Annotated in this window: 28 protein-coding genes; 17 read left to right on the plus strand and 11 right to left on the minus strand. The window is 56.7% G+C overall.

The genetic code is table 11. From position 1 onward, the window contains the following. Positions 1-120: 120 nt before the first annotated feature. Positions 121-603 (minus strand): hypothetical protein, encoded by a 483-nt coding sequence (locus tag KSF73_05490; GenBank protein MBV1775163.1) that lies wholly within the window; start codon positions 601-603, stop codon positions 121-123. Then, complete coding sequence (locus KSF73_05495) at positions 600-947, minus strand: NIPSNAP family protein (GenBank protein ID MBV1775164.1); 348 nt, start codon at positions 945-947, stop codon at positions 600-602. The genes KSF73_05490 and KSF73_05495 overlap by 4 nt, the downstream gene beginning before the upstream one ends. A gap of 149 nt (positions 948-1,096) precedes the next feature. Between KSF73_05495 and KSF73_05500 the strand changes: the two genes are divergently transcribed. After that, positions 1,097-1,522, plus strand: a complete 426-nt coding sequence (locus KSF73_05500; protein ID MBV1775165.1) for an Lrp/AsnC family transcriptional regulator — start codon at positions 1,097-1,099, stop codon at positions 1,520-1,522. Positions 1,523-1,560: 38 nt separating this feature from the next. Here the strand turns inward: KSF73_05500 and KSF73_05505 are convergent, their stop codons facing one another. The 5 genes from KSF73_05505 to KSF73_05525 all read right to left on the minus strand — a co-directional run bounded on the left by KSF73_05505 (position 1,561) and on the right by KSF73_05525 (position 5,217). Further along, complete coding sequence (locus KSF73_05505; protein ID MBV1775166.1) at positions 1,561-2,769, minus strand: MFS transporter; 1,209 nt, start codon at positions 2,767-2,769, stop codon at positions 1,561-1,563. 64 nt (positions 2,770-2,833) lie between these two features. Further along, entirely contained in the window at positions 2,834-3,427 is a 594-nt protein-coding gene (locus KSF73_05510; GenBank protein MBV1775167.1) for a GNAT family N-acetyltransferase, read from the minus strand. Positions 3,428-3,674: 247 nt separating this feature from the next. Continuing rightward, positions 3,675-3,998, minus strand: a complete 324-nt coding sequence (locus KSF73_05515) for a cytochrome c (protein ID MBV1775168.1) — start codon at positions 3,996-3,998, stop codon at positions 3,675-3,677. A 10-nt stretch (positions 3,999-4,008) separates the two neighbouring features. Next, the gene (locus KSF73_05520) at positions 4,009-4,341 is read right to left on the minus strand and encodes a cytochrome c (GenBank protein MBV1775169.1); all 333 of its coding nucleotides are present in this window, start codon (positions 4,339-4,341) and stop codon (positions 4,009-4,011) included. Positions 4,342-4,476: 135 nt separating this feature from the next. Beyond that, positions 4,477-5,217 carry a class I SAM-dependent methyltransferase gene (locus KSF73_05525; GenBank protein ID MBV1775170.1) on the minus strand — a complete coding sequence of 247 codons (741 nt, stop codon included), beginning with the start codon at positions 5,215-5,217 and terminating at the stop codon, positions 4,477-4,479. A gap of 49 nt (positions 5,218-5,266) precedes the next feature. Between KSF73_05525 and gloB the strand changes: the two genes are divergently transcribed. The 5 genes from gloB (at position 5,267) to KSF73_05550 (ending at position 9,022) form a co-directional block, all read left to right on the plus strand. Further along, on the plus strand, positions 5,267-6,022 hold the full coding sequence (gene gloB / locus KSF73_05530) for a hydroxyacylglutathione hydrolase (GenBank protein ID MBV1775171.1): 756 nt from the start codon (positions 5,267-5,269) through the stop codon (positions 6,020-6,022). A gap of 84 nt (positions 6,023-6,106) precedes the next feature. Next, entirely contained in the window at positions 6,107-6,508 is a 402-nt protein-coding gene (locus tag KSF73_05535; protein ID MBV1775172.1) for a hypothetical protein, read from the plus strand. Positions 6,509-6,562: 54 nt separating this feature from the next. Next, positions 6,563-8,044, plus strand: coding sequence for a transglycosylase SLT domain-containing protein (locus KSF73_05540; GenBank protein MBV1775173.1), 1,482 nt, complete (start codon positions 6,563-6,565; stop codon positions 8,042-8,044). A gap of 93 nt (positions 8,045-8,137) precedes the next feature. Then, positions 8,138-8,551: a hypothetical protein gene (locus KSF73_05545; protein ID MBV1775174.1), complete on the plus strand. Its 414-nt coding sequence runs from the start codon at positions 8,138-8,140 to the stop codon at positions 8,549-8,551. A 168-nt stretch (positions 8,552-8,719) separates the two neighbouring features. Then, positions 8,720-9,022, plus strand: coding sequence for a DUF1311 domain-containing protein (locus KSF73_05550; protein ID MBV1775175.1), 303 nt, complete (start codon positions 8,720-8,722; stop codon positions 9,020-9,022). A gap of 64 nt (positions 9,023-9,086) precedes the next feature. Here KSF73_05550 and KSF73_05555 read toward each other — a convergent pair whose 3' ends face one another. After that, positions 9,087-9,578 (minus strand): GAF domain-containing protein, encoded by a 492-nt coding sequence (locus tag KSF73_05555; GenBank protein ID MBV1775176.1) that lies wholly within the window; start codon positions 9,576-9,578, stop codon positions 9,087-9,089. Between the two features lie 148 nt (positions 9,579-9,726). Between KSF73_05555 and KSF73_05560 the strand changes: the two genes are divergently transcribed. From KSF73_05560 to KSF73_05575, 4 genes are read left to right on the plus strand one after another with little or no spacing between them, the layout of a single operon-like run. Next, positions 9,727-12,045 (plus strand): FdhF/YdeP family oxidoreductase, encoded by a 2,319-nt coding sequence (locus KSF73_05560; GenBank protein ID MBV1775177.1) that lies wholly within the window; start codon positions 9,727-9,729, stop codon positions 12,043-12,045. Between the two features lie 4 nt (positions 12,046-12,049). After that, positions 12,050-12,247 carry a helix-turn-helix domain-containing protein gene (locus tag KSF73_05565; GenBank protein MBV1775178.1) on the plus strand — a complete coding sequence of 66 codons (198 nt, stop codon included), beginning with the start codon at positions 12,050-12,052 and terminating at the stop codon, positions 12,245-12,247. Beyond that, positions 12,240-13,052 (plus strand): formate dehydrogenase accessory sulfurtransferase FdhD, encoded by an 813-nt coding sequence (gene fdhD, locus KSF73_05570; GenBank protein MBV1775179.1) that lies wholly within the window; start codon positions 12,240-12,242, stop codon positions 13,050-13,052. The genes KSF73_05565 and fdhD overlap by 8 nt, the downstream gene beginning before the upstream one ends. After that, positions 13,049-13,246, plus strand: coding sequence for a hypothetical protein (locus KSF73_05575; protein ID MBV1775180.1), 198 nt, complete (start codon positions 13,049-13,051; stop codon positions 13,244-13,246). The genes fdhD and KSF73_05575 overlap by 4 nt, the downstream gene beginning before the upstream one ends. 5 nt (positions 13,247-13,251) lie before the next feature. Here KSF73_05575 and KSF73_05580 read toward each other — a convergent pair whose 3' ends face one another. Both KSF73_05580 and KSF73_05585 read right to left on the minus strand, forming a co-directional pair. Then, entirely contained in the window at positions 13,252-14,691 is a 1,440-nt protein-coding gene (locus tag KSF73_05580; GenBank protein MBV1775181.1) for a DEAD/DEAH box helicase, read from the minus strand. A gap of 95 nt (positions 14,692-14,786) precedes the next feature. After that, positions 14,787-15,332, minus strand: a complete 546-nt coding sequence (locus tag KSF73_05585; GenBank protein MBV1775182.1) for a phasin family protein — start codon at positions 15,330-15,332, stop codon at positions 14,787-14,789. Between the two features lie 214 nt (positions 15,333-15,546). Between KSF73_05585 and phaR the strand changes: the two genes are divergently transcribed. The 7 genes from phaR to KSF73_05620 all read left to right on the plus strand — a co-directional run bounded on the left by phaR (position 15,547) and on the right by KSF73_05620 (position 24,418). Beyond that, positions 15,547-16,113 (plus strand): polyhydroxyalkanoate synthesis repressor PhaR, encoded by a 567-nt coding sequence (gene phaR / locus KSF73_05590; protein ID MBV1775183.1) that lies wholly within the window; start codon positions 15,547-15,549, stop codon positions 16,111-16,113. Between the two features lie 230 nt (positions 16,114-16,343). Then, a complete protein-coding gene (kdpF, locus tag KSF73_05595; protein ID MBV1775184.1) occupies positions 16,344-16,436 on the plus strand; it encodes a K(+)-transporting ATPase subunit F in 93 nt (30 codons plus the stop codon). Position 16,437: 1 nt separating this feature from the next. Then, entirely contained in the window at positions 16,438-18,243 is a 1,806-nt protein-coding gene (gene kdpA, locus KSF73_05600) for a potassium-transporting ATPase subunit KdpA (protein ID MBV1775185.1), read from the plus strand. 36 nt (positions 18,244-18,279) lie between these two features. Beyond that, complete coding sequence (gene kdpB, locus KSF73_05605) at positions 18,280-20,325, plus strand: potassium-transporting ATPase subunit KdpB (GenBank protein MBV1775186.1); 2,046 nt, start codon at positions 18,280-18,282, stop codon at positions 20,323-20,325. 24 nt (positions 20,326-20,349) lie between these two features. Next, positions 20,350-20,946: a potassium-transporting ATPase subunit KdpC gene (gene kdpC / locus KSF73_05610; protein ID MBV1775187.1), complete on the plus strand. Its 597-nt coding sequence runs from the start codon at positions 20,350-20,352 to the stop codon at positions 20,944-20,946. Positions 20,947-21,062: 116 nt separating this feature from the next. After that, on the plus strand, positions 21,063-23,735 hold the full coding sequence (locus tag KSF73_05615) for a DUF4118 domain-containing protein (GenBank protein MBV1775188.1): 2,673 nt from the start codon (positions 21,063-21,065) through the stop codon (positions 23,733-23,735). Continuing rightward, positions 23,726-24,418 (plus strand): response regulator, encoded by a 693-nt coding sequence (locus KSF73_05620; GenBank protein MBV1775189.1) that lies wholly within the window; start codon positions 23,726-23,728, stop codon positions 24,416-24,418. Before KSF73_05615 ends, KSF73_05620 begins: the two co-directional genes overlap by 10 nt. A 3-nt stretch (positions 24,419-24,421) precedes the next feature. On the opposite strand, the gene KSF73_05625 is transcribed toward KSF73_05620, so the two are convergent. Continuing rightward, positions 24,422-24,790, minus strand: coding sequence for a hypothetical protein (locus tag KSF73_05625; protein MBV1775190.1), 369 nt, complete (start codon positions 24,788-24,790; stop codon positions 24,422-24,424). Positions 24,791-24,813 lie beyond the last annotated feature (23 nt).

Raw genomic sequence — 24,813 nt, forward strand, 5'->3', positions numbered from 1 at the left:
CTGTAAAAAACGCCAGATTCAGCAAACCCTGTATTGTAACCGATTGGGACTGGTCGGGTGTGGTGTGAAGGGGCACCCCTATCTTGAACCTCAAAGAGGGCTGCCCTCATCCGCTATCCGTTACGCATCAGCACGTCGCATGATCATGATCCAGTTGGTTTCCCAGCTTTTGCCGCCGTCATCAGACATGGCCTGTTCCCAGCGAGGTGTGGGCGAATCGGTATCAAGCCAGGAATAGCGAACTCGAATCGGACGCCTATCCAGTGTGTCATCGCATTCGAAAGTGCCAACGCCCTGTTCGAATCTACCCACTACCGGTGGCAGCAAGACGCCCGAGGTATCCAGACCGCCACTGACATTGTCCAGCCAGTAAATTGACCAGCATTCAACGCGTGGATCAAAAATTCGCAGTGACATACCAACGAATCCGGGACGCCAGGATTCTGCAATGAAGTCATCGTAATTTCCGATTCCGCCTGGTAGTGGCCGATTGCATTGATGCGCTGTAAACGTTTCCCATTCAGTGCAGCCCTGCAGCCGTGTGCGCAGACGCTGGTTTTCAATGATCCAGGTGCCTAGCAGGAAGTCGAATGCGTGTTTCATGAGTTGTCCATTAATGAAGAATATTGATCGAGCAATTGGCTACCCGCTAGCACGACATCGATACTGTTTTCGATACAGGCGATAATTGCTTCGCGGGGGCCCCGGCGCCAGGCTGTACTGGCATAAAAGTTATTCTGGCTTTGTTCCCGATGGGCGAGGTCGCGATAGGCACGTATCAGGATGTATCGATCGTCACTATGCAGGGATGGGTTCGCTGCAAGCACGACTTCGCCTGCGGCGCGCAGCAGGGGGACTGACTGTGTTGTGACCAAGTAATGAAAGCGCGCACCACAGCCGGGTTTCAGCTGGTAGGTCCGAATTTCGATCATGCCGTCGTGATACATGTTCCCTCCCCAAAAGATGGAACATGATAGAGTCTGGACTGTCTGCGTCACATGGCACTTCTAAGGTTATTTCGGGGTACAAGGCCTACAATTGAAAGTGTTTGCCGAGGTTTGCTTTGACTTTTGAATTAGACAGTTACGATCGAAAAATGATCGCATTGCTGCAGGAGGATGCGCGCATCAGCCTGTCTGAAATCGGGCGCCGGATTCATCTGACTTCGCCTGCTGTGGGGGAGCGCGTGCGTCGCCTTGAGGAAGCGGGTGTGATCAAGGGGTATGGCGCGCATATCAACTTACGCGCCTTGGGATATAGTTTTGAGGCGCTGATCAATGTCACCGTGCAATCGCATGATGAACTGGATGCATGGGCAAGCCGGCATCCTGAAGTGCTGGCCGCGCATGCCACGACGGGCAATCATTGCGCGCAATTAAGAGTGGCACTGACTTCCCCTGAACATTTACAGGCAGTGCTGAAGTCGCTCGGCCAGCTTGGTACGACCTCTACGGCGGTCATTCTTTCCACTCAGTTTGAGCACCGGCCGCGAGTCTGTGCGGACCTGATACCCATCGAGTAAACAGGTCGGCACTGTGTCTTCCTGCTTTGCCGGTGTCTTTATGGCCCCAGCTTATCCGCCTTGCGTAGCGCCGGAAAGCCGCGCATCCATAGCGCAACCACCAGCAGTGTGCCTACGCCGCCGACCGCTACACTGCCAACCGTGCCAAACCACGCCGCAGTGACCCCGGACTCGAATTCTCCCAGCTGATTCGATGCCCCGATGAATAACGAATTGACCGAACCCACGCGGCCGCGCATCTCATCTGGCGTATGCAATTGCATCAGCGCCGAGCGAATCACTACGCTGACCATATCTGCCGCACCCATGACGATCAGCACGGCAAGCGATAACCAGAAGGATTCTGACAGACCAAATAGAATGGTCATCAGGCCGAAAATAGCCACGGCGACAAACATCTTCAGGCCAACCTGCTGCGATGGCGGATGAGCCGTGAGATAGAAAGACATCAAGAGCGCGCCCATGGCGGGGGCTGCTCGCAGTAAGCCCAACCCCCAGGGGCCGACGTGCAGGATATCGTGCGCGAACACGGGTAGAAGTGCAGTCGCGCCGCCGAGAAGTACAGCAAATAAGTCGAGCGAAATGGCACCGAGTAGAAATGGATGTGACTGAATGAAGCGGATGCCCGCCAGCAAGGAGTCGAGACGCGAGCCCTGGGTGACCTGTCCATTTGGTACGGTTGGCAGGCTCAGTGAAAAGATAATGGCCAGCGTCATCAGGATGGTAGTGAGTCCGAATACGCCGGTTTCACTGAAAGCATACAGAAATCCGCCGATGGCCGGACCTGCAATAATGGCTGCTTGTGATGAGGCTGCATTGGCGGCAACCGCACGCGGCAAGATGGCCTGGTCGACTAGATGCGGCAAAACCGCCTGCGATGCGGGCATCTCGACTGTTCGGCCAGCCCCCACTGCCAGTGAAGCAATAAAAATCAGCTCGCGACTGATCCAGTGGTTAAGCATGGCAAATACCAGCAAACCGGCACCGGCAGCTTGTACACACTGCGATAGTGCCATCAACCTGCGGCGATCATGGCGGTCGACCCATTCACCCGCATGCAGAACCAGCAGCAAGCGTGGCAGGAACTGTAAGAGCCCTACATAGCCCAAGTCGATGACACTGTGGGTCAGATCGTACATTTGCCAGCCAATGGCAACGCCGAGCATCTGGTTGGCACTGACCGAACACATGCGCGACAGCCAGAAGCGGGAAAACAGGCGATTACGGAACAACGAAGCGTCGGACATGGGCGGGCTTTCTGAAGCAAGCCCGCATTTTAGTCGATTTACTTCGCTGCGTCCGACTGGTGCCTTATTCAGGTTTGCCTGTGCCGTTCACAACCAATGGCCGGGTGTGATCGCGTGCTTCCCAGTTGCTGCGTGTAAGGCTGTTGAGCACGTGGTCGTGCCACAGGCCATTGATCAGCAGATAGTCCTTTGCATAACCTTCGCGCACAAATCCCAGCTTGGCGAGTAGGCGTTCGCTGCGCGCGTTGTCCGGAATATGGTTGGCAGAAATGCGATGCAGATTGAAATGCTGGAATGCAAACTGGATTGCCAGCTTCAAGGCATCGTGCATGGTGCCTTTTCCCCATAGGGTGTGATCAAGCGCGTAGCCCAGATTCGCACTGTGCGCGGGATAACTATTGAGGCTTGAGAAGTTGATGTCACCCAGCACGCGCGAACTGTCGTGCGTAAAGATAAACAGATTGCAGGATTGCTGCTGGTCGAACAGTTTTCGATTGGTTTCGACCCGCATCTCCCAGAAGGGATCGGAGTAGAAGCTCTCCGGACGCTTGGGGGTGAACGGGGCGTGGGTGTCGCGGTTGCGCCGGAAAAAATCGACGATGGCCGGACAATCACGATGGTCGGCAAGACGGATGATGAAATCCGCATGCTCGAGCATCGGGGGGTGATTTCTCGGGCGGGCATCCATGGGGGTGTCACTTTTTAGGGGTGAATATATTTATTTGCACCTATTTGAGACGCACCGCTACCAGGACGTCAATAGCTAATGAGTGAAAAAGAAAGTGGTACGCATGAACAAGAAAAATTGCAGGCTAAGTTCGTGACGGATATAGAGCGTAAGCAAAAGAGGAAGAATTGGCTTTCTTCCTCTTGTTGTTTGCGTAACACAGTTGCTGGGTGTGAGATTAGCGTGTCTGATTCAATTTGCTGGATTGCGAAGCAAACCAGGCAGCCAGATTATCAATATCCGCCTTGCTCAGTGGCTTGGCCATGCCCGCCATGATGGCATTGTTGCGATCGCCACTCTGGTAAGCTTTCAATGCCTGACGGAGATAATCAGCATGCTGACCTGCGAGTACGGGATATTGCGGATTGGTGCTTTTTCCGTCGGCGTTATGGCAGGCAGCGCATAGTTGCGTCGCCTTTTCCTGTCCAGCTTTGAGATCTGCTGCATGTAGCAGTCCTGCCGCTGCAAGGAGACCCACGCAGGCGATGAGGCGAGACTTCATGGGGCGCTCCTTATTGTTTGGCAGTGTAGAAGGCGGCCAGATCCAGCATGTCCTGTTCGGACAGCTGGGCTGCAATGGCTCGCATCGTAGGGTGCTTGCGGGCACCGGATTTGTAGGCTTTGAGTGCTTCAACCAGATAGTCGGCATGCTGACCACTGATCTTGGGGACGGAATACACCGCAGGGAAAGCAGTCTTGTAATCGGGGATTTGATGGCAGCCAACACACATGGTGTTCTTTTTCGCGCCATCGGCAGCATTCCCTTTAGGCGCGTCGGCAGCATGCGCGGTCACAGGCAGCACAAGTGCTGCCAGCGCGAGCAGGCGCAAGGCTCTTTGATGCATTGTCTTCTCCTGATGTTTTCTATGGCACGCCGCCCACCCAGACGACAGGGGTGCAGCATGCGTAGCAGTGTGCCGCAAAATCACTTGAGGAATCTCAATAGTCTGCTTTGAATGCCGTAAAAACAACAACCTGTGTCAGGATTTACGCAGTGGATCGGGGAGGGTTGATTGCGTATCAAGCGCCGGGACAGGGGCGGCACGCACGCGCACTTTTTTCCATTTTGGCGCGACCAGCCGCATGCCCTGCACGCGTTTCACCGCTTCGATGCCATAAAATGCCCCTCCGACCGGATTGAAACGATGGCCGGAAAATTCGAGGCATTCGAAGCGTGTCAGCCAGCTTTCGCGCTGGAAAGGCGGTGCGAAGCACATCAGACGGGTAGAGGCGATCTGGAAGCCCATCAGGGCAAGCCAGTCTTTTACACGCGGCACGTTCAGAAAATTGGCGTGCCAGGGGGCACCACGCTTTCGCAGCACAAAGCGGCTGGCACCCCACAGACTCCAGGGATTAAAGCCGGTAATCAGTAATCGGCCTTCCGGCATTAGCACGCGTTCGGCCTCGCGTAACACCTGATGCGGATCAGCATGAAAATCGAGCGTGTGCGCCATTACCAGCAAATCGACCGACTGGCTGGCAAAGGGGAGGGCCATGGGATCGCACAGAATATCGTTTGCATGCTGGTGACCTGCGCGGATACGTACAGGAATCCGGTTGTTACGCAGTAAATCGTGTTCGGGCAATTCGAGCTGGATCGCGTAGAATCCGAACAGGTCGGCCACAGTATGGTCGATCCAGTCGCTTTCCCGGCGCATCAGATATCGTCCCGGCTGCGTTGTCAGCCAGTCGGCAAATTCATCGGCGCGGCGCGTATCCATGCCGCACGGTTTGCTGGTATCTGCGAGCGCGTTGTCACTCAGGTGTGTCATGGTGCAGATTTTCCCGATCCCGATTCTCTCAGATAATTATATCTGGACGATTCGCAAAGATTCATCCCTGATCATCGTTGATCCGGGTGAGTCTACGCCTGTCTTTGCCTGGATGGATAGTCAGGGTCTGGCACCCGATGCCATTGTGCTGACGCACCATCATGCAGATCATATTGGCGGGGTAGATGAGATCGTGGCGCGGTGGCCGGTGCCGGTATACGGCTCTGCCCGTATTACTCAGGTGACGCACCCCGTGGGCGAGGGTGACCGGATCAAGATTGGCTGCATCGAGCTGGATGTCTGGTGCGTGCCGGGGCACACGCTCGATCATCTGGCTTATGTGGGCGAAGGGCTGGTGCTGTGCGGGGATACGCTGTTCGGCGGCGGGTGCGGCCGTCTGTTTGAAGGTACGCCCGAGGAGATGCATGCGTCCCTCCAGCGACTCGCCAGCCTGCCGGCAGATACGCTGGTATGTTGTACCCATGAATATACGCTGGGCAATCTGCGCTTTGCCCTGACCATCGAGCCGGATAACCAAGCCCTGATTGCGCGCATGCAGCGTGATGCCGCTGCCCGTGAGCGGAACGAGCCGACGCTGCCGTCCACCATCGCGCTTGAGCGGGACACCAATCCCTTTTTGCGGGTGGATGTGCCGGCTGTGCGACAGGCTGCTGTCAAAATGGATGCCAGCGTGGACAGTACGGTTGCTTGCTTTGCGGCTCTGCGCCGTGCCAAGGATACCTTTCGAGGATAGGCGCGGATTGTGCAAGATTGACGTTGATGGGGCTGGTGGTTACCATCGGGCGTTGATTTCTACCAACTTTACCCTTGGGCAAACATGATTCTGGCTAACCACATCCGTTTGCGATGGTGGATCGGGTTTTTGCTATCCGCGCTACTGCCCTTATGGTTAATCGCATTGGTTTTGAATTTTGGTGGCTGGATCGTTGAAGAGATTGATTACGGGCTGTTCAAGCTTTTCATACTGCTAACCTTTATCTCCGCGCTGATCCTATCCATCAAATACTTGCGCAAGCCAAATCGGCTCTTGCCCTTGAGAGTCTTTGCTGGGGTTGTCATTAGTATCACGATGGTCCTCGGGGGCTTATTGACCTCTGCCAGCTCAAGTTGCGGTCCGCAAGTCATGCGACTTGGCAAGATGTGGGCGAAAGAAAACAAGCAGTATGCTGCTCTGGGTGATTGCTCAAATGTGGCATTCGCAAACGAGTTAGGCCTGTAGTCATGAAAGTCTTGAATTGTGCGTAAGCTGAAACACGGAAACCCCACGCTGCCTATGTCCCGTACTGCTCTCGGCCTGACCTGCTGGCTGGCGCTTGCTGCCGCTTCCTATGCGCACGCAGCGGATGCTGCACCTGCGTTAAATGCACCCGCCATTGCCCAACCGCTGCAGACCCCGTCGGGTCAGTTTTCCGTGGCCCAGCATGAAGCCGAACTCGCTGCCCGCAAAGCTGCGCCTGATCTGTGGATGCGCATGCGCATGGGGTTCAGCATTCCCGAAGCCAGTGCATCCAAAGTGCGTGAGGCGGAGCGATTCTATGCACGGCATCCCAAATTTCTGATTGGTGTGATCGAGCGCTCGCGCCCCTTCCTGTATTTCCTCGTTGATGAAGTCGAGCGACGCGGCATGCCGTCCGATCTGGCGCTACTGCCGTTTATTGAAAGTGCGTTCAACGCCAATGCGGTGTCGTATGCATCGGCATCGGGCATGTGGCAGTTTATGCCGGAGACAGGCTCGCGCTATGGTCTGGAGCGCACCTTCTGGTATGACGGCCGCCGCGATGTGCTGGCCGCAACCTATGCCGCGCTGGATTACCTGCAGGATCTCTACAATCAGTTTGGCGACTGGCCGAAATCGCTGGCCGCCTACAACTGGGGTGAAGGGCATGTTCAGAAAAACGTAGAGCGTGCCCGTATCGCAGGCAAGGATGACTCCTACGATGCCATGAACAAGCCGAACCAGACAGCCGATTACGTGCCGCGTTTGCTGGCGATCCGCAATATCGTGCTGCATCCGGAACAATTCGGCATCAACCTGCCGGATATGCCCAATAAGCCGTATTTCGAATCGGTGACGATCAAGAAGCATATCGACGTGGATCGGATTGCCGAACTGGCAGGCACCACCGTCGCGGAAATCGTGAAGCTGAATCCGGGGCTGGTGCGGCCGGTGTTTCCGTATAACGAAACCTTCGACCGCAAGCTGCTTCTGCCCGCCGAAAAGGCGCAGGCGTTTCTGGATAAGCTGGCCGGTTACGACAAGCCGCTGCTCACCTGGCAGGCCTACGATACCAAGCCGGGCGAAAGCTGGGCGGATATCGCCAAGCGCTACAACATGAGCGTGGACGAGCTGAAAACCATCAACCGCATCGGCAAGGATCGCGCGGCTTCGGGTCAGCACATTCTGGTGCGCCTGCAAGGTGCGGCTGACGCAGGTGAACGAAAGAGTCTGGCCGATGTATTGCGCTCTGGATTGTTGAATACCAGTAATGCCGCGCCAGCAAAGGAAACTGCGCCGGCCAGCAAGCCCGCGCCTGTTCGTACGCATACGGTGGTGAAGGGCGACACCCTGCTGTCTATCGCCAAGAAGTATGGTGTGCCGGTGGCGGAATTGAAGGCAGCTAATGGGCTTAAATCGAATGCCGTGGCCAAAGGTGCGGTGTTGAAGGTGCCGGCGGGTGAGGTGGCTAAGGGGGATGGGAAGAGTAAGCCGGCTAAGGCGGCGGCCTCTACCCGGAAGCATGGGAGGCATCGGTAGATTGAGTTAGGTTGGGTTAGTGATGGTAAATTAATTTATTGGGCGAGATCTACGCATTCTTATTAGAGGTAAATTAAATTCGTGCGAATGTCCGTGCTAGTATTTCTGGTCCTCATGATTTCGTCATGTTCATACAAGACTTACAGTCCTGCTGGGAAGTTTTGGTTTTCATTTGAAAATTCAAATAAAGCGGAGCTTATAAGCTTGCTTGATTCCTTTGCAAGGGAAAATGGGTTTATAAAAAAGCAAGACGGAGGCGAAGGATTGCTTCCAGAAGCAAGTGCTGTACGAGTCCTAGCTGTGTATTCTGAAAAAGAAATATATGGTTTTGAAGTCGAAAATGTATTGAGTGAAAAATGTTATAGCGGTGCCGCTTTTTATTTAGGTGAGGCGGATGATGGTGGTGCAAGAAGGGTGGCGTTGAACCTGCAATTATTTCTCAAACAAAGGCTGGGTTCTCGATTTGTGCGATATGTAGATCAGAATTGCAAAGTGGCTATGAGATAGTTGTAGATTGAGTAGGGGTAAAATGTAAATGGTATTGCGCGCATAAATTTTTTGGGAGCGGTTGTGAGGATAGCAATTGCAATAATGCTATTAATTTCATCTGAGCATGTTGTGTGTGCGACATTGGCGCATGCACTGATAGATAAATGTTCGAGTACTGGCAATCACATGCAAGTCAGCAAATGTGTTCTAGAAAATAAAAAGAATTCTGAGAAAGAGCTCTTGCGGGTTGAAGGCGACCTACGCGCAGCTTTACTAGCATTGCCCAATGATCTTGTTAATCGCAAGCAAATCAGATCTGGATTTGATGTCAGTAGCCGAACATTTAAAAAATATCGTGCTGCTCAATGTAAATTTCAAGAAGAAATTTCATTCGGAATGTATGCTGAGGAATTTCGGTTGGCTTGTGAAACTGAGCTGAATTCTAGGCGGACTGATGAATTGAACTCTGTTGCGCTTCGGCTAAAATAACTCGACCCATCAAGCCAAGGCAGCCAATCGTAAATCATGATGGCTGCCTTTTGTCCAAGTCGGATTAGTCAATCACTCTCACATCCGTCCCCGCCACAAACTTCTCCACCATCGCTTCCAGCGCCACCTTATCCGCATCGCTGAAGCGATCAATTAACGGGCTATCGATATCAAATACGCCAATCAGCACGCCGTCCTTGATCACCGGAATCACGATTTCCGAGTTGGAGGCGCTGTCGCAGGCGATGTGGCCGGGGAAGGCGTGGACGTCTTTGACCACGATGGTTTCGCGCTTGACGGCGGTGGTGCCGCATACGCCGCGTCCGAAGGGGATGCGCACGCAGGCGACTTTGCCCTGGAAGGGGCCGAGTACTAGTTCTTCACCGCGTGCGAAGTAGAAACCAGCCCAATTCAGGCCGTCGAAGGTTTGATACACAAAGGCGGAAAATTGCGCGGCATTGGCGATGAAATCGCGCTCACCGGCCAGCAGGCTGTCCAGCTGGTTGAGCAGGGTGGTGTAATCGGGGGTGAGACTGGCGTCGGCGGTGGTAAACATAAAACTCTCCTGACAGGCAAGCCGCGAGAATAACGCCGAATGTGTGTATCAGGAAGCACCGATTGTGCAAATGCACAGCGCACAATTGGATTTCGTGGTGGGGCGGCGCGATAATATATCGCACTTATTTCGCGGTCAGGGCTACACGATGTCCACATCAAAAAAACAAGAAGCGAGCATTCGCCCATATCAGGGCGCTGCAGGGGGATGGGGAGCGCTGGCGAGCAGCGGCAAATTCCTGCTCAAACATGGCCTGAAGAAAGGCGTGATTACGCTGAAAAAGGCGAATCAGGCAGATGGCTTTGATTGTCCGGGCTGCGCTTGGCCGGACCCTTTGCATGGTTCCAGCTTTGAGTTCTGCGAAAACGGCGTGAAGGCCGTGACCTCGGAGGCGACCTGGAAGCGGGCCGATCAATCGGTATTCTCACGCTACACGCTGAATGAGCTCCGTACCCAGAGCGATTTCGAGCTGGAAGATCACGGCCGCCTGACCGAACCGCTGCGCTACGATGCGGCCACCAATCGCTATCTGCCGATCAGCTGGGACGAGGCCTTTTCGCTGGCGGGCGAGACATTGCGGGCGCTCGATCCGCACAAAGTGTCGTTTTATACCTCGGGCCGCAGCAGCAACGAAGCCGCGTTTCTGTGGCAGCTGATGGTGCGGCGTTACGGCAGCAATAATCTGCCGGATTCCTCGAATCTGTGTCATGAGCCATCGGGCGTGGGTCTGCGCGAAGTGATCGGCGTGGGCAAGGGCACGGCGCGGCTGGAGGATTTTGCGCTGGCGGAGGCCATTTTTGTGATCGGCCAGAATCCGGGCACCAATCATCCGCGCATGCTGGGCGAGCTACACCGTGCGCATCAGCGCGGTGCGACCATTGTGTCGGTGAACCCGCTGAAGGAACGCGGGCTGGAGCGTTTTACCGATCCCAAGCGCCCGAGCGAGATGCTGACGGGCGGCGCGGAAACGATTTCCGATCATTATTTTCAAGTCAAAATCGGCGGCGATCTGGCTTTTTTGAAGGGCATGATGCGGGTGCTGATCGAAGCGGACGATGCAGCCCGTGCGGGCGGACGCGATCGGGTGCTGGATCATGCTTTTATCGCCGAGCACACCAGCGGATTCGCTGCGCTACGTGAAGACATTCTGGCCGAATCCTGGGATCGTATCGAGGCTGAAAGCGGCCTGAGCCGGGCGCATATCGAACGGGCTGCGCAGATTTACATGCATTCCAATGCAACGCTGATCACTTGGTGCATGGGCATTACCCACCACGAATACGCCGTCGCCACCATCCAGACCATCGTCAATCTGCTGCTGCTCAAGGGCAATATCGGCAAGCCGGGCGCGGGTGCCGTGCCGGTGCGCGGACATTCCAATGTACAGGGCGACAGAACGCAGGGCATCACGGTGAAACCGTCGCCTGCGTGGCTGGCCAATTTGCAGCGTGAATTCGGATTCACCCCGCCTGCCGAGCCAGGGCTGGATGCGGTGGCGACTGCCGAGGCGCTGATTCGCGGCGAGCTGCAGGGCTTTCTGTCGCTGGGCGGGAATTTTGCGGCAGCCGCGCCGGATAGTCCGCGCATCTGCGAGGGCATGAGCCGTGCGCATCTGACCGTGCACATTGCCACCAAGCTCAATCGTTCGCATCTGTATCCGGGTTCGGTGGGGCTGATTCTGCCTTGTCTCGGGCGCACTGAAATCGATATGCGTAAGGGACAGGCGCAGTTTGTCAGCGTCGAGGATTCGATGAGCATGGTGCACCAGTCGGCGGGCATCAATCTGCCCGCCAGCCCGCAGCTGATGTCCGAACCGGCCATCATCGCCCATCTGGCGCATGCTGCCGTCGGGGACGCGCATGTGCCGTGGCTGGCGCTGGCCGATGATTATGATGCGATCCGCACGCGCATTGAGTCCTGCCAGCAAGGCGTGTTTCCGGGCTTCGAGCAGTTCAATGAACGTATCCGGGTGCCACGCGGCTTCTGGCTTCCCAATATGGCGGCGCTGCGCAAGTGGCAGACTGCATCGGGCAAGGCTGAATTTCGCGTGCATCCGATTCCGCTGGATACCCCGATTCACCGTGCGCGTGCCCGTGCCGGTGATCAGGTGCTGGCGCTGATGAGCATACGTTCGCATGATCAGTACAACACCACCATCTACGGCATGGATGATCGCTATCGCGGTGTGTTTGGCGGTCGCGAGGTGATTTTTATTTCGGCGGCTGATCTAGCGCGACTCGGTTTTGTGGATGGGCAAATGGTCGATCTGCACGCCGTCACCGAAGATGGTGTGCCACGGAGCGTGCAGGGCTTTAGGCTGGTGCAATACGATATTCCGCAGGGGTGCATTGCTGGCTATTTCCCCGAAGTGACGCCGCTGGCCGAAACCAGCCTGAAAGCCAAGGGTGCCAATACCCCGGCGTCGAAGGAAATCCCGGTGCGCATCGTCGCTGCAGGGCAGGGCTAAGCACATGGAAGCGGATGTACTTGAATTTCTGGCTGTGCATGGCGAAGTCTCGGCGATGCGGCTGGCGAAGTCCTTCGAGCTGCCCCTGTCTACGATGCTGCGCACACTGAGCATGATGGCTGCGCAAGGAATGGTAGAACTATTGCCGCGCGAAGGCAGCCCCGCACCGCATGTACGCTTGAAGCAGGTGGCGCATGGCTGAAGTCACTGTCTGGCGCGTACGCAATGGTGTGGGCGAGCAAGTGCAGGACTGCTTGCTGGATGAGGCTGCGCTGTCGCTGGAATGGAATGGCACACATCATCGGGTGATGATGGTGACGCCGGGCGATCTGGAAGACTTCGCGCTGGGGTATTGTCTGTCTGAGGCGGTGATCGACCATCCGGATGAACTGCTCTCCCTTGAAATTGTGCCTGCCAGCGGCCACTGGGCGGCGCTGATGCAGATACCCGATGCGCGACTGGCTGCTTTGATTGCACGCGGACAGGCCGCGCCGGGCGGCAGTAGCTGTGGATTATGTGGCGCGGCGGATCTGGAGTCGATCAAACGCATGCCGCGCGTGCATAGACCTTCGGATGCAGCGTTAAGGCCCGAGGTGATCTGTGCCGCCATGCAGCAACTGGCCCCGCTGCAGGTGTTGGGTCAGGCTACGGGTGCGGCGCACGCGGCGGCCTTTGCCACGGCAACAGGCGAGATCGTGCTGCTGCGCGAAGATGCCGGTCGCCACAACGCGCTCGATAAGGTGATCGGCGCGATGGCAAACGCCCGCCTGAATCCGGCGGAGGGAGTGCTGCTGCTCACCTCCCGCGCCAGCTTTGAAATGATCCAGAAGGCGGCAACTGCAGGATTTCATACCGTCGCAGCGATCAGCGCGGCGACCTCGATGGCGCAGCTGGCGGCGGAAGCAGCTGGAATGACGCTGTGTACGTTTGTGCGGGGGAGTGGGTTGAATTGTGTGGCGGGGGCAGCTGGTTTAGGAGGCTACCCGATTGATGAGGAATACAGATGAAGAACAGTAAGCGTACTGTCGCAGTATGTGTCATGACGGGTATGGTCGGTTTGGCGGCCTACCCGCTGATAAGTCCCTTACTGGATGTAAGCCCTGCATTCAATTCCCTGCTACATGCCATTTGGATCGCGCTTTTCGCAGGGATTGAACTGATCGGTGTGTATCTGCACTTCAAACACACCAACAAAGACTGAGCCCCTTACTTCCCGACCTTCTTCCCCTTCCCGCGCCCCGGAATATTCGGCTGACGTCGGGTGCCGCTTGCTGCGCCAGCTGGTTTGGGTGCGCCGGCCTTAGGCGTGGCGGGTTTGGCGCCTGCTGGTTTTTGATTGCCGGTGCCTTGCACCGCTGGCTTGGCTGCGGGCTTAGGCGCTGCGCCCTTAGGTTTGCGCGAGCCCGGCGTCAGCGGAATGGTCTGGCCGCCTTCGCCGAGGATCTTCGGGGCTTTGGGCTTCTTCGGGCGCTTGGGTGCAAACGCTGCACCATTGGTCAGCGGCACGCGATGTTCGGCTTCGAAGCCACGGATTTCTTCGCGCGGAATGTTCTGCTTGATGAGGGTTTCGACGGCTTTCAGCAGGTCGACTTCATCGGCGCAGACCAGCGAAATGGCATGACCGCTGGCTCCGGCACGACCTGTCCGGCCAATACGGTGCACATAGTCTTCGGCCACCACCGGCATATCAAAATTGATTACCAGCGGCAGTTCTTCAATATCCAGTCCGCGTGCAGCCACGTCGGTTGCCACCAGAATGCGCGCTTCGCCGGATTTGAAGCGTGCCAGCGCTTTCAGGCGGGCGGGCTGCGACTTGTCGCCGTGGATTGAATCTGCCTCCACGCCTTGTGCGGCTAAAGTCTTGACCAGTTTGTCCACGCCGCGCCGGGTTTTCACAAACACCAGCACCTGTTCCCAGCGTTCTGATTCGTAGAGATGGCAGAACAAGGCGGGCTTTTGCTGCTTGTCGCAGGTGATGACAGATTGCTGCACCGTTTTCGCGGCTTCGTTGCGCGGGGTGACTTCAATGCCGATCGGATCATTCAGCAGCTTCACGGCCATCGAGCGGATGGTGTCGGAGAAGGTGGCCGAGAACAGCAGGGTCTGACGTTTTTGCGGCAGGGCGGCAAAAATCGTGTTCAGTTCGCGCACAAAGCCCATGTCCAGCATGCGGTCGGCCTCATCGAGCACCAGCGTATGCACATGCTTGAGTTTGACGGCATTCTGGCTCATCAGGTCGATCAGGCGGCCCGGGGTGGCGACCAGAATATCGACGCCGCGGCGCAGGCGCATCATCTGCGGGTTGATACTGACGCCACCGTACACCGCAAAGCTGCTGACGCGCAGATGCTGGCCGTAGGTGCGGATGCTGTGGCTGACCTGTTCGGCCAGTTCGCGGGTGGGCACCAGAATCAGGCCACGCACGCAATTGGGCTGCAAGGCCATGTCGACCTGGCTCAGGCGCTGCAGCAGTGGCAGGCCGAAACCGGCGGTTTTACCGGTGCCGGTCTGGGCGGCGGCCATGATGTCGCGGCCTTCGAGAATGGCTGGAATAGCCTGTGCCTGCACAGGCGTGGGTTGAGTGTAGCCTTGCTCGGCAAGGGATTTCAGCAAGGGCTCAATCAAACCCAGAGAAGCAAACGTCATGAGGTATCAACAATTCAGATCAGCAAACAACCCAGATTGTAGGCCAAAAATGACGAAAGGCCCCGCAGGGCCCTGAAATAAAACTGAATTAAGCCTTATTTCTTGCTTGCGCCTTTGACTGCATTGGCGGTTGCAGTGGTCGCTGCTTCCACGCTGGCATTGGCAAATTCGCTGACTTGCTTGGCTGCTTTGGTCAGGCTGTCGATGGCGGCGCTGTTCACCGCAAACGAAGATTTCAGTGCTGCCAGAAATTGCTCGGAACCAGCTGGACCGGATACGCGTGCCGAGTCGAGGCCGGATTCGATGGATTTACCAAACGCGCCCATGTTTTCTTCGGCAACGCGCAGCACTTCCTGCTGAATCTGACCTGCGATTTCGTGAATGTTGCGCGAGTAGGCCATGAACGAATCAGCCAGCTTGCTGGCAACGGCATTGCGCACTGCTGTCGCCGAGTTCAAATCCTGAACCTGCGTCAGTTTGAGCGCATCGCCGGTGGCTTCGTCGATTGCCTGGCGAACGGTGTCCATATGCAGTTGCACCAGTCGCTCGGTGCTATCGAGTGACACCTTGGCCAGGCGCAGAAATGCATCATATTGGTGGCCAGCAAGATCAGCCATTGGGGAAAACTGTTGCTTTACCACGAACGTCTCCTTGTGAACGGGATGCCGATTCATGCCAGCTGAGGTATATTCATGCTGCTAAGCACAAACCATGGTCTATTCTAGGAAGGGGTCATGCATACGTCAAATGACATTTGTGCTTCGCAACATAATAGAATGCTTCGCTTTGTCAGTGGGATACATTCTCCCCTGAGTGAATGAACCTGCTAAGCCAGACAACAAGAAGGGGACGAAATTGGCAGAAGAAAAGCGCGTCATCAAAAAGTACCCGAACCGACGCCTGTACGACACTGCTACCAGCTGTTACATCACGCTTGAGGATGTAAAGCAGCTGGTGCTCGAGAACGTGGAGATCGTAGTCGAGGATGCCAAGACGCATGAGGACATCACGCGCAGCGTGCTGTTGCAGATCATTCTCGATGAAGAATCGGGTGGCCAGCCCATGCTGAGCTATGACGTGCTGACCCAGTTGATCCGTTTCTACGGCCACACCATGCAGGGGCTGATGGGGAATTATCTGGAAAAGAACATGCAGTTGTTTGCGCAGATGCAACAACGGCTGCAGGAGCAGGCCTCCAATGTCTATGGCCAGGAAAACCCCATGTCCGGCAATGCCAACCTGTGGGGCGAGTTCATGAAGTTCCAGGCACCGGCCATGCAGAACATGATGACCAGCTATCTGGAACAGAGCACCAATATGTTTGTCGACATGCAGCAGCAGTTGCAGGATCGCGCGAAGAATCTGTGGAGTGGCTTTGGCTTCCAGGGATTCCCGCAACCGGGCGAACCCGACAAGAAGTAAGGCGAATCAGTACCAAATAAACGGCAGCCCACGGGCTGCCGTTTTTTATATCCGCAGTGCCCGATCCTCCCCCCGTTTTTTACCCTGTTTTTACACCCCGATCCCTATAGTCGCGCCAGTAAACATCTTAACTGGAGATGCACTTTGGATACCTTGTTTCTCGGTCTGACCGCGCTCTTTGGTGCCCTGGCCTGGGCGCTGGTGGTGCTGTGCGAACGCTTAAGGGAGCCATCATGACCTGGCTGACCTTGCTGGCAGGCGCAGTGACCGTCCTGCTACTGATTTACCTCGTTGTTGCCCTTTTAAAGCCGGAGTGGTTCTGACATGCACAACGCCTTGATTCAATACGGCCTGTATGTGCTGGTGCTGCTCTTGCTCACCAAGCCCATGGGTCTGTTTATTGCCGCAGTCATGCGCGGCGAGCAACGCTGGTATACCCGGCCGCTGCGACCGCTGGAGAAACTCATCTATGGCTTAGGTGGCATTGATGAGCAGGAAGAAACGGGCTGGAAGCCTTACGCTATTGCGTTTCTCGCGTTTAACCTGCTGGGGGCGCTGGTGCTGTATGGCCTGCAGCGCCTGCAAGGGTCCTTGCCCCTCAACCTGCAGCAATTGCCGGGACTGGCGCCTGATCTGTCGTTCAATACCGCTATTTCCTTTATCACCAATACCAACTGGCAGGCCTACGGCGGCGAAAGCACGATGAGCTATCTGACCCAGATGCTGGGGCTGACCGTGCAGAACTTCCTCTCTGCCGCCAGTGGCATCGTCGTCGCCATTGCTCTGATTCGCGGGTTTGCACGCAAGTCGTCTGCGACCATTGGTCACTTCTGGGTCGATGTAACCCGTGCCACGGTGTACATCCTGCTGCCGGGTTCGCTGATTCTGGCAACCTTGCTGATGGGGCAGGGCGTCATCCAGAATTTCGCGCCCTATCAGGACGCTACCACACTGGAAATCAGCACCTGGCAACAACCGAAGCATGATGCTGCCGGGAATCCGGTCAAGGATGCGCAAGGCAATCCGGTACTGGAAGATGCTTCGTCACCCACGCAAAGTATCGCCATGGGCCCGGTGGCTTCGCAAGAGGCGATCAAGATGCTAGGCACCAATGGTGGCGGATTCTTTAATGCCAATTCATCGCACCCCTATGAAAATCCCACCCCATTGAGCAATTTCCTGCAGATGCTGGCGATATTCATAATCCCTGCCGGGCTCGTCTATGCCTTTGGCGAGATGGTGGGGGATCGTCGTCAGGGTTGGGCGGTCTTTGCGGCGATGGGCATCATCTTCCTGTTTTTCCTGGGCGTATGTGGCTGGGCTGAACAAGCGGGGAATCCGGCCTTTGCATCCTTGCATATTGATCAGACGGCTGGCGCATTCCAGGCGGGCGGCAATATGGAAGGCAAGGAAACGCGCTTTGGTATTGTGGCGACGACGCTTTTTGCCACCATCACCACCTCTGCTTCCTGCGGTGCGGTGAACGCCATGCATGATTCCTTTACGCCGATTGGCGGGCTGGTGCCGATGTGGCTGATGCAGCTGGGTGAAGTGATTTTTGGCGGGGTGGGTTCCGGCCTGTATGTAATGCTGATTTATGCCGTGATTGCGGTGTTTATCGCGGGCTTGATGATTGGTCGCACACCTGAATATGTGGGCAAGAAGATCGAAGCGTTCGATATCAAGATGTCGTCCGTGGTGATTCTGGTGACGCCTCTGCTGGTTCTGGCGGGCGCGGCCATCGCGGTGATGACCGATGCGGGCCGGGCGGGGATTGCCAATCCGGGTGCACATGGTTTCAGTGAAATTCTGTATGCCTTCTCGTCTGCTGCCAACAACAACGGCAGCGCCTTTGCCGGTCTGTCTGCCAATACCCCGTTTTACAACGTGATGCTGGCCATTGCGATGTTTTTTGGCCGATTCTGGCCTGCGGTGGCGGTGCTGGCGATTGCGGGCAATCTGGCCGCTAAAAAACGCATCGAAGCGGGCGCCGGTACTTTGCCGACCCATGGTCCCTTGTTTGTGTGCCTGCTGATTGGTTCGGTGGTGCTGGTGGGTGCGCTGACGTATGTGCCTGCGCTGGCGCTGGGGCCGGTGGTTGAACAATTGCAGATGATCAGTGTGAAATAAGGCGGGAGACTTAGCATGAATACGCGCAATACCTCCATGTTCGATCCGGCACTGGTCAAACCGGCCATTGTGGATTCGTTCAAGAAATTGTCGCCACGCACCCAGATGAAGAATCCGGTGATGTTTGTGGTGTTTATCGGCAGTATCTTGGCGACGCTGCTGTATCTACAGGCGCTGACCGGGCAGGGCGAAGCGCCTGCAGGATTTATCCTGACGGTCACCATCTGGCTGTGGTTTACCGTGCTGTTTGCCAATTTTGCCGAGGCGCTGGCAGAAGGGCGCAGCAAAGCCCAGGCCGCCAGCCTGCGTGCCAGCAAGAAAAATGTCGTAGCCAAGAAAATGGCCAATGCCACCGACAAGTCCAAGGTCAGCGTGGTGGATTCACCCAGCCTGCGCAAGGGGGACATTGTGCTGGTGGAAATGGGCGATGTGATTCCTGCCGATGGTGAGGTCATCGAAGGCGTTGCATCGGTGGATGAAAGCGCTATTACCGGCGAATCCGCGCCGGTGATTCGTGAGTCGGGCGGGGATTTCTCTGCTGTGACCGGTGGTACCCGCGTACTGTCTGACTGGATTGTCATGCGCGTCACGACTAATCCGGGCGAGAGTTTTCTCGATCGGATGATCTCGATGGTAGAAGGTGCCAAGCGCCAGAAAACCCCTAACGAAATCGCCCTGACGATCCTGCTGGTGGCGCTGACCCTGGTGTTTCTGTTTGCCACCGTCACATTGCTGCCGTTCTCGCAATTCAGCGTGGATGTGATGAAGGCAGGTTCGCCGGTCACCATTACTGTGCTGGTGGCGCTGCTGGTGTGCCTGATTCCGACCACAATCGGTGGTTTGCTGTCGGCGATTGGCGTGGCGGGGATGAGTCGGATGATGCAGTCGAACGTGATTGCCACCTCGGGTCGTGCAGTGGAAGCCGCGGGTGACGTGGATGTTCTGTTGCTGGACAAGACCGGCACCATCACGCTCGGCAATCGTCAGGCCTCGGGCTTTTTCCCGGCACCGGGTGTGACCGTGAAGGATCTGGCGCAAGCCGCACAATTGTCCTCGCTGGCAGATGAGACCCCGGAAGGCCGCAGCATTGTGGTGCTGGCCAAGCAACAGCATGGCATTCGCGAGCATGATCTGCATGCGCTGGGCGCAAGCTTTGTACCCTTTACTGCACAGACCCGCATGAGCGGCGTCGACCTGCCGGATCGTGCGATCCGCAAGGGGGCGGTGGATGCCATTCGCAAGTATGCAGCCGATGTAGGTCTGAGCTTTCCCAAGGCCGTGGAAGAGGATGTCAACGAAGTGGCACGCCGTGGTTCTACACCACTGGTGGTGGCAGATTCGAGCCGTGTGCTGGGTGTGGTCGAGCTGAAAGACATCGTCAAGGGCGGCATCAAGGAGCGCTTTGCCGAGTTACGCCGCATGGGCATCAAAACAGTGATGATTACCGGCGATAACAAGCTGACGGCTGCGGCCATTGCGGCTGAAGCGGGTGTGGATGATTTTCTGGCAGAAGCCACGCCGGAGGCCAAGCTCAAACTGATCCGCGAATATCAGGCAGGTGGACGTCTGGTCGCTATGACCGGTGACGGCACCAATGATGCACCGGCGCTGGCACAAGCGGATGTCGCCGTGGCCATGAATACCGGTACGCAGGCGGCCAAGGAAGCGGGCAATATGGTGGATCTGGATTCCAATCCCACCAAATTGATCGAGATCGTGGAAATCGGCAAGCAAATGCTGATTACGCGCGGTTCGCTGACCACCTTCAGCATCGCCAACGATATCGCCAAGTATTTCGCCATTATCCCGGCCATGTTTGCCGCTACCTACCCTGCACTGAAGGTATTGGATGTGATGCATCTGGGTAGCCCGTCGTCGGCGATTTTGTCGGCGGTGATTTTCAATGCGCTCATCATCGTGGCGCTGATTCCGCTGGCGCTCAAAGGCGTTGCATATCGTGCCATTGGCGCGGCGGCGCTGCTGCGTCGCAATCTGCTGATTTATGGTCTGGGTGGCATCGCGGTGCCCTTTGTCGGCATCAAAGCCATCGACATGCTGCTGACCGGCTTGCATCTGGTTTAAGCCAAGCGAAAGGAAATGAAGATCATGAGTAAATTGATTCGTCCATTGCTGGCTACGTTTGCCATGCTGACCGTGGTGACAGGCGTGGCCTATCCCGCACTAACTACGCTGATCGGACAGACAGCTTTTAGTGATAAGGCTGCCGGCAGCCTGATTCACAAGGAGGGCAAGGTGATTGGCTCAAGCCTGATCGCCCAGTCATTCACCGAACCACAATACGTCTGGGGCAGGCCGTCTGCGACCAGCCCGCGTCCCTATGATGCAGCCAATTCGGCAGGTTCCAATCAGGGGCCGACCAATCCGGCCTTGATTGATGCCATCAAGGGCCGCATGGATGCACTCAAGGCGACTGACCCGGATAATCATGCGCCGATTCCGGTTGATCTGGTCACTGCATCCGGTAGCGGGCTGGACCCGGACATCAGCCCGGCGGCGGCTTTGTATCAGGCGGATCGTGTTGCACGCGTGCGCAAGCTGCCGCGCGCGCAAGTGGTTTCGTTGATTGCTGCCAATACACAGGGTCGCCAGTTCGGTATCCTTGGCGAGCCGCGTGTAAATGTGCTGAAACTGAATCTGGCCCTGGACGCAGCGGCGCCGTTCACGGCACCTGCGAAGTCGTAAACCTGCTCAGTGCTAATACATGATGCCTGCCGGCCAGCCCGGCGGGCTTTCCCGTTTGCTGGAGTAAACAGTTGACAGATCAACGACCCGATCCCGATGCGCTGCTCGATCGCGTGATGCAGCTTGAGGCACAGGCCGCACGCGGCAAGCTGAAAATCTTTTTTGGCAGCTCGGCGGGCGTGGGCAAAACCTTTGCCATGCTATCCGCAGCCCACGCCATGAAAGCGCAGGGGCTGGATGTGGTGGTCGGCATTGTCGAAACCCACGGCCGCAGCGAAACCGCCCGCATGGTGGAAGGGCTGGAACTGCTGCCCCGCAAGGCGGTAGACTATCGTGGGCGCACGCTGACCGAATTTGATCTCGATGCAGCCATTGCCCGCCATCCACAGCTGATTCTGGTGGATGAGCTGGCACACACCAATGTCGAAGGCTCGCGTCATCCCAAACGCTGGCAGGATGTGGAAGAGCTGCTGTCCAGCGGCATTGATGTCTATACCTCGCTCAATGTCCAGCATCTGGAAAGTCTGAACGATGTGGTCGGGCAGATTACCCAGATTCGTGTCCATGAAACGCTGCCGGATTTTGTGTTCGACCGCGCCGATGAAGTGACGCTGGTTGATCTGCCAGCCGAAGAACTGCTGCAGCGTCTGAAGGAAGGCAAAGTCTACCTGTCCGAGCAGGCCGAGCGCGCCGCCAAACATTTTTTCCGTAAGGGCAATCTGATTGCCTTGCGCGAGCTGGCGCTTAGGCGGACTGCAGATCGGGTAGATGCGCAAATGCGCGAGTACCGTGCCGATCAGTCCATCCATCGCGTCTGGCAGGCCAAGGAACGCCTGCTGGTGTGTGTAGGGCCGGGCAATTCCGAGCGGCTGGTGCGCGCAGGGGCGCGCCTGGCCGCCAATCTGCGCGCCGACTGGATTGTGGTCTATGTCGAAACACCCAAGCTACAAAAGCTGCCCCCCTCGCACCGCCAGCAGATTCTCGATTCACTGAATCTGGGACGTGAGCTGGGCGCGGAAACCCAATCACTGGCGGGCGCAGATGCGGCCTCGTCGCTGATCTCCTATGCGCGCAGCCGTAATGTGTCCAAAGTGGTGCTGGCTCCGTCTTCGCGCTCCCGAGTCTCGCAGCTGCTGCGTGCGCCCATCTCGGAAAAGATCGCCTCCAGTCCGGCCGGGCTGGATGTGTATGTAATCGGGACAGGAATGGAGCGGGATGGCACGGATACAGCCAATGCATCTACTCAGACGGATGATGAGAGTGTGGAAGCGGCTGGCGTCGAGCGTCGCAAAGGGCTGCTATTCGGTGCGATGTCGTCCGTGCTGGCAACGGGTCTTGCATGGCCGGTATGGCAGCATTTTGATCTGACCAATGTGGCGATGGTGTATCTGCTGGCGGTAGTATATGCCTCGGCGCGTTTCGGGCGCTGGCCGGGGGTGCTCACCTCGGTGCTGTCGGTGGCGTCGTTCGACTTCTTTTTTGTGCCGCCACGCTTTTCCTTTGCGGTCAGTGATACCCAGTTTGTGTTCACTTTTGTGGTGATGCTGGTGGTGGCGCTCACCATTTCCAGCCTCACCGCCAATATCCGCTTTCAGGCACGCATTGCCATGCATCGCGAGCAGCGTGCGCAGTCACTCTACAACCTATCGCGCGAACTGGCCGGTGCACTCACCTACGACCAGATTCTCGAAATTGGCGTGCGCCATGTCGAAACCGAATTTGCCTGCAAGGCCGCCATCCTGCTGCCCGATAGCCACGAGAAAGTGCGCCAGCCGGTGAGGGATGCGCATCGCGACAGTTGGCCGGTGACGGACGAAGGCATCGGCCAGTGGGTGTACGATCATCAGCAGGAAGCCGGACTGGGGACGCATACTCTTACCTCGGCGGTATCCCGCTATCTGCCCTTGAAAGCCCCGATGCGCACACGCGGGGTGCTGGTGCTGGAGCCGCAGCATCCGCGCTTTCTCGTGCGCCCCGAACAGCAGCAGATGCTGCAAACCGCCGCCTCGCAAATCGCGCTGGCCATCGAACGTGTCCATTATGTCGAAGTCGCGCAGGATGCACTGGTGTCGATGGAATCGGAACGCCTGCGCAATACGCTCTTGCAAGCGGTGTCACACGATCTGCGCACGCCGCTGACCGTCATCGTCGGGCTGGCCAGTACCCTGCGTGAAACCTTACAGTTGAGTGCCGCCCAGTTGGGAACCGTGGACGCGATTCATGTCGAAGCCATGCGCATGGAAGGCTTGATCTCCAATCTGCTGGAAATGGCGCGCTTGCAGGCAGGCGCAGTGAATCTGCATCGTGAATGGCAGGTACTGGAAGAGATTGTCGGCAGCGCACTGCGTGCATGCGGTCAGACGCTGGCGACCTGTCGTATCAGCGTGACGCTGCCATCCGATCTGCCACTGGTGGAGTTCGATGCCATCCTGATCGAGCGTGTACTGTGTAATCTGCTGGAAAACGCCGCCAAATACGCGGGAAAAGATGCGATCATCGATATTCGCGCCCGCGTGATCGAATCAGACTGCGTGCTGACGATTTCCGATAATGGCCCCGGCATTCCGGCTGGCATGGAACGGCGGATTTTTGAGAAATTCCTGCGCGGTGAAAAGGAATCCGCCACCTCGGGCGTGGGCCTGGGTCTCGCCATTTGCGAAGCCATCATGACGGCACATAAAGGCCGAATCTGGGCAGACAATCGCGCAGAAGGCGGGGCGCAATTCTGTATGGCGCTGCCGCTGGGCAATCCGCCCGATCTGGCACAACTGGAAGGAGAATTTGCGTGAGCAATGTGGTGGTGATTGAAGATGAAGCGCAAATTGCAGCCTTTGTTCAGCATTCGCTCGAAAGCGCCGGATTTCAGGTATTCGTTGCCGAAAACGGTGCACGCGGCCTGATCGAATGCAGCAACCGCAAGCCCGACCTGATCCTGCTGGACCTCGGTCTGCCGGATATGGATGGCGTGGCGGTCATGAGTAAACTGCGCAGCTGGTCGCCTGTGCCCATCATCGTGCTGTCCGCACGCACGCAGGAGTCAAGCAAGATTCAGGCGCTGGATGCCGGCGCCGACGACTATCTCACTAAACCCTTCAGCATGGCCGAACTACTTGCCCGCGTGCGTGCCCATATGCGCCGCTTTATGGTCACGCCTGCCCAGCCCGAGATGCACGTCCGCTTTGGCGAAGTTGAAGTCGATCTCGATGCCAAAACCGTCACCCGCAAGGGCGAGCCGGTTAGCCTCACTCCCATCGAATTCCGCCTGCTCACCTCCCTGATCCGCCAAGCCGGCAAAGTCATGACCCACCGCCAGCTACTCTCCGAAGTATGGGGGCCGGGACATGTGGATCGCGGCCATTACCTGCGCATTTACATGGGGCATTTGCGCCAGAAGCTGGAGAACGATCCTGCACAGCCGGTGCATATTCTCACGGAGGTGGGGGCGGGGTATCGGTTTGTGGTGGGGGAGTGAGCTTCACTCGTCAGGAAGATTGACGTACAGACTGTCTACGGGCATGAGCACAGTGTATTGCCATTCAAACGCAATCAGCGCATTTCGGGCGAGCGAGCGAATCACATCCCATTCTGGGTGGGTAAGCGCATGTTCATCCAACCAAATGTCATCATGTCCAGTCCCGCTTAGCATTGCCATTTTCTGATCGAGTGCGATGATGGCTGCTTGTTGATCGGTTGACCAGCTCGATTTGGATTCATGTGAAATAGCGGTCATTGCTGATTCAAAATCAAGCGCAAGTTCTTCTGCGACGGGAATATTCTGTGGGTAAAGCGAGTGTTGTATCGCACGATTTGCAGCTAATGCAGTGATTATCCATTTTAGATTCATGTCATGTGCCATTCTTTATCATA

The sequence above is a fragment of the Burkholderiaceae bacterium DAT-1 genome, assembly GCA_019084025.1.
GTDB lineage: Bacteria > Pseudomonadota > Gammaproteobacteria > Burkholderiales > Chitinimonadaceae > DAT-1.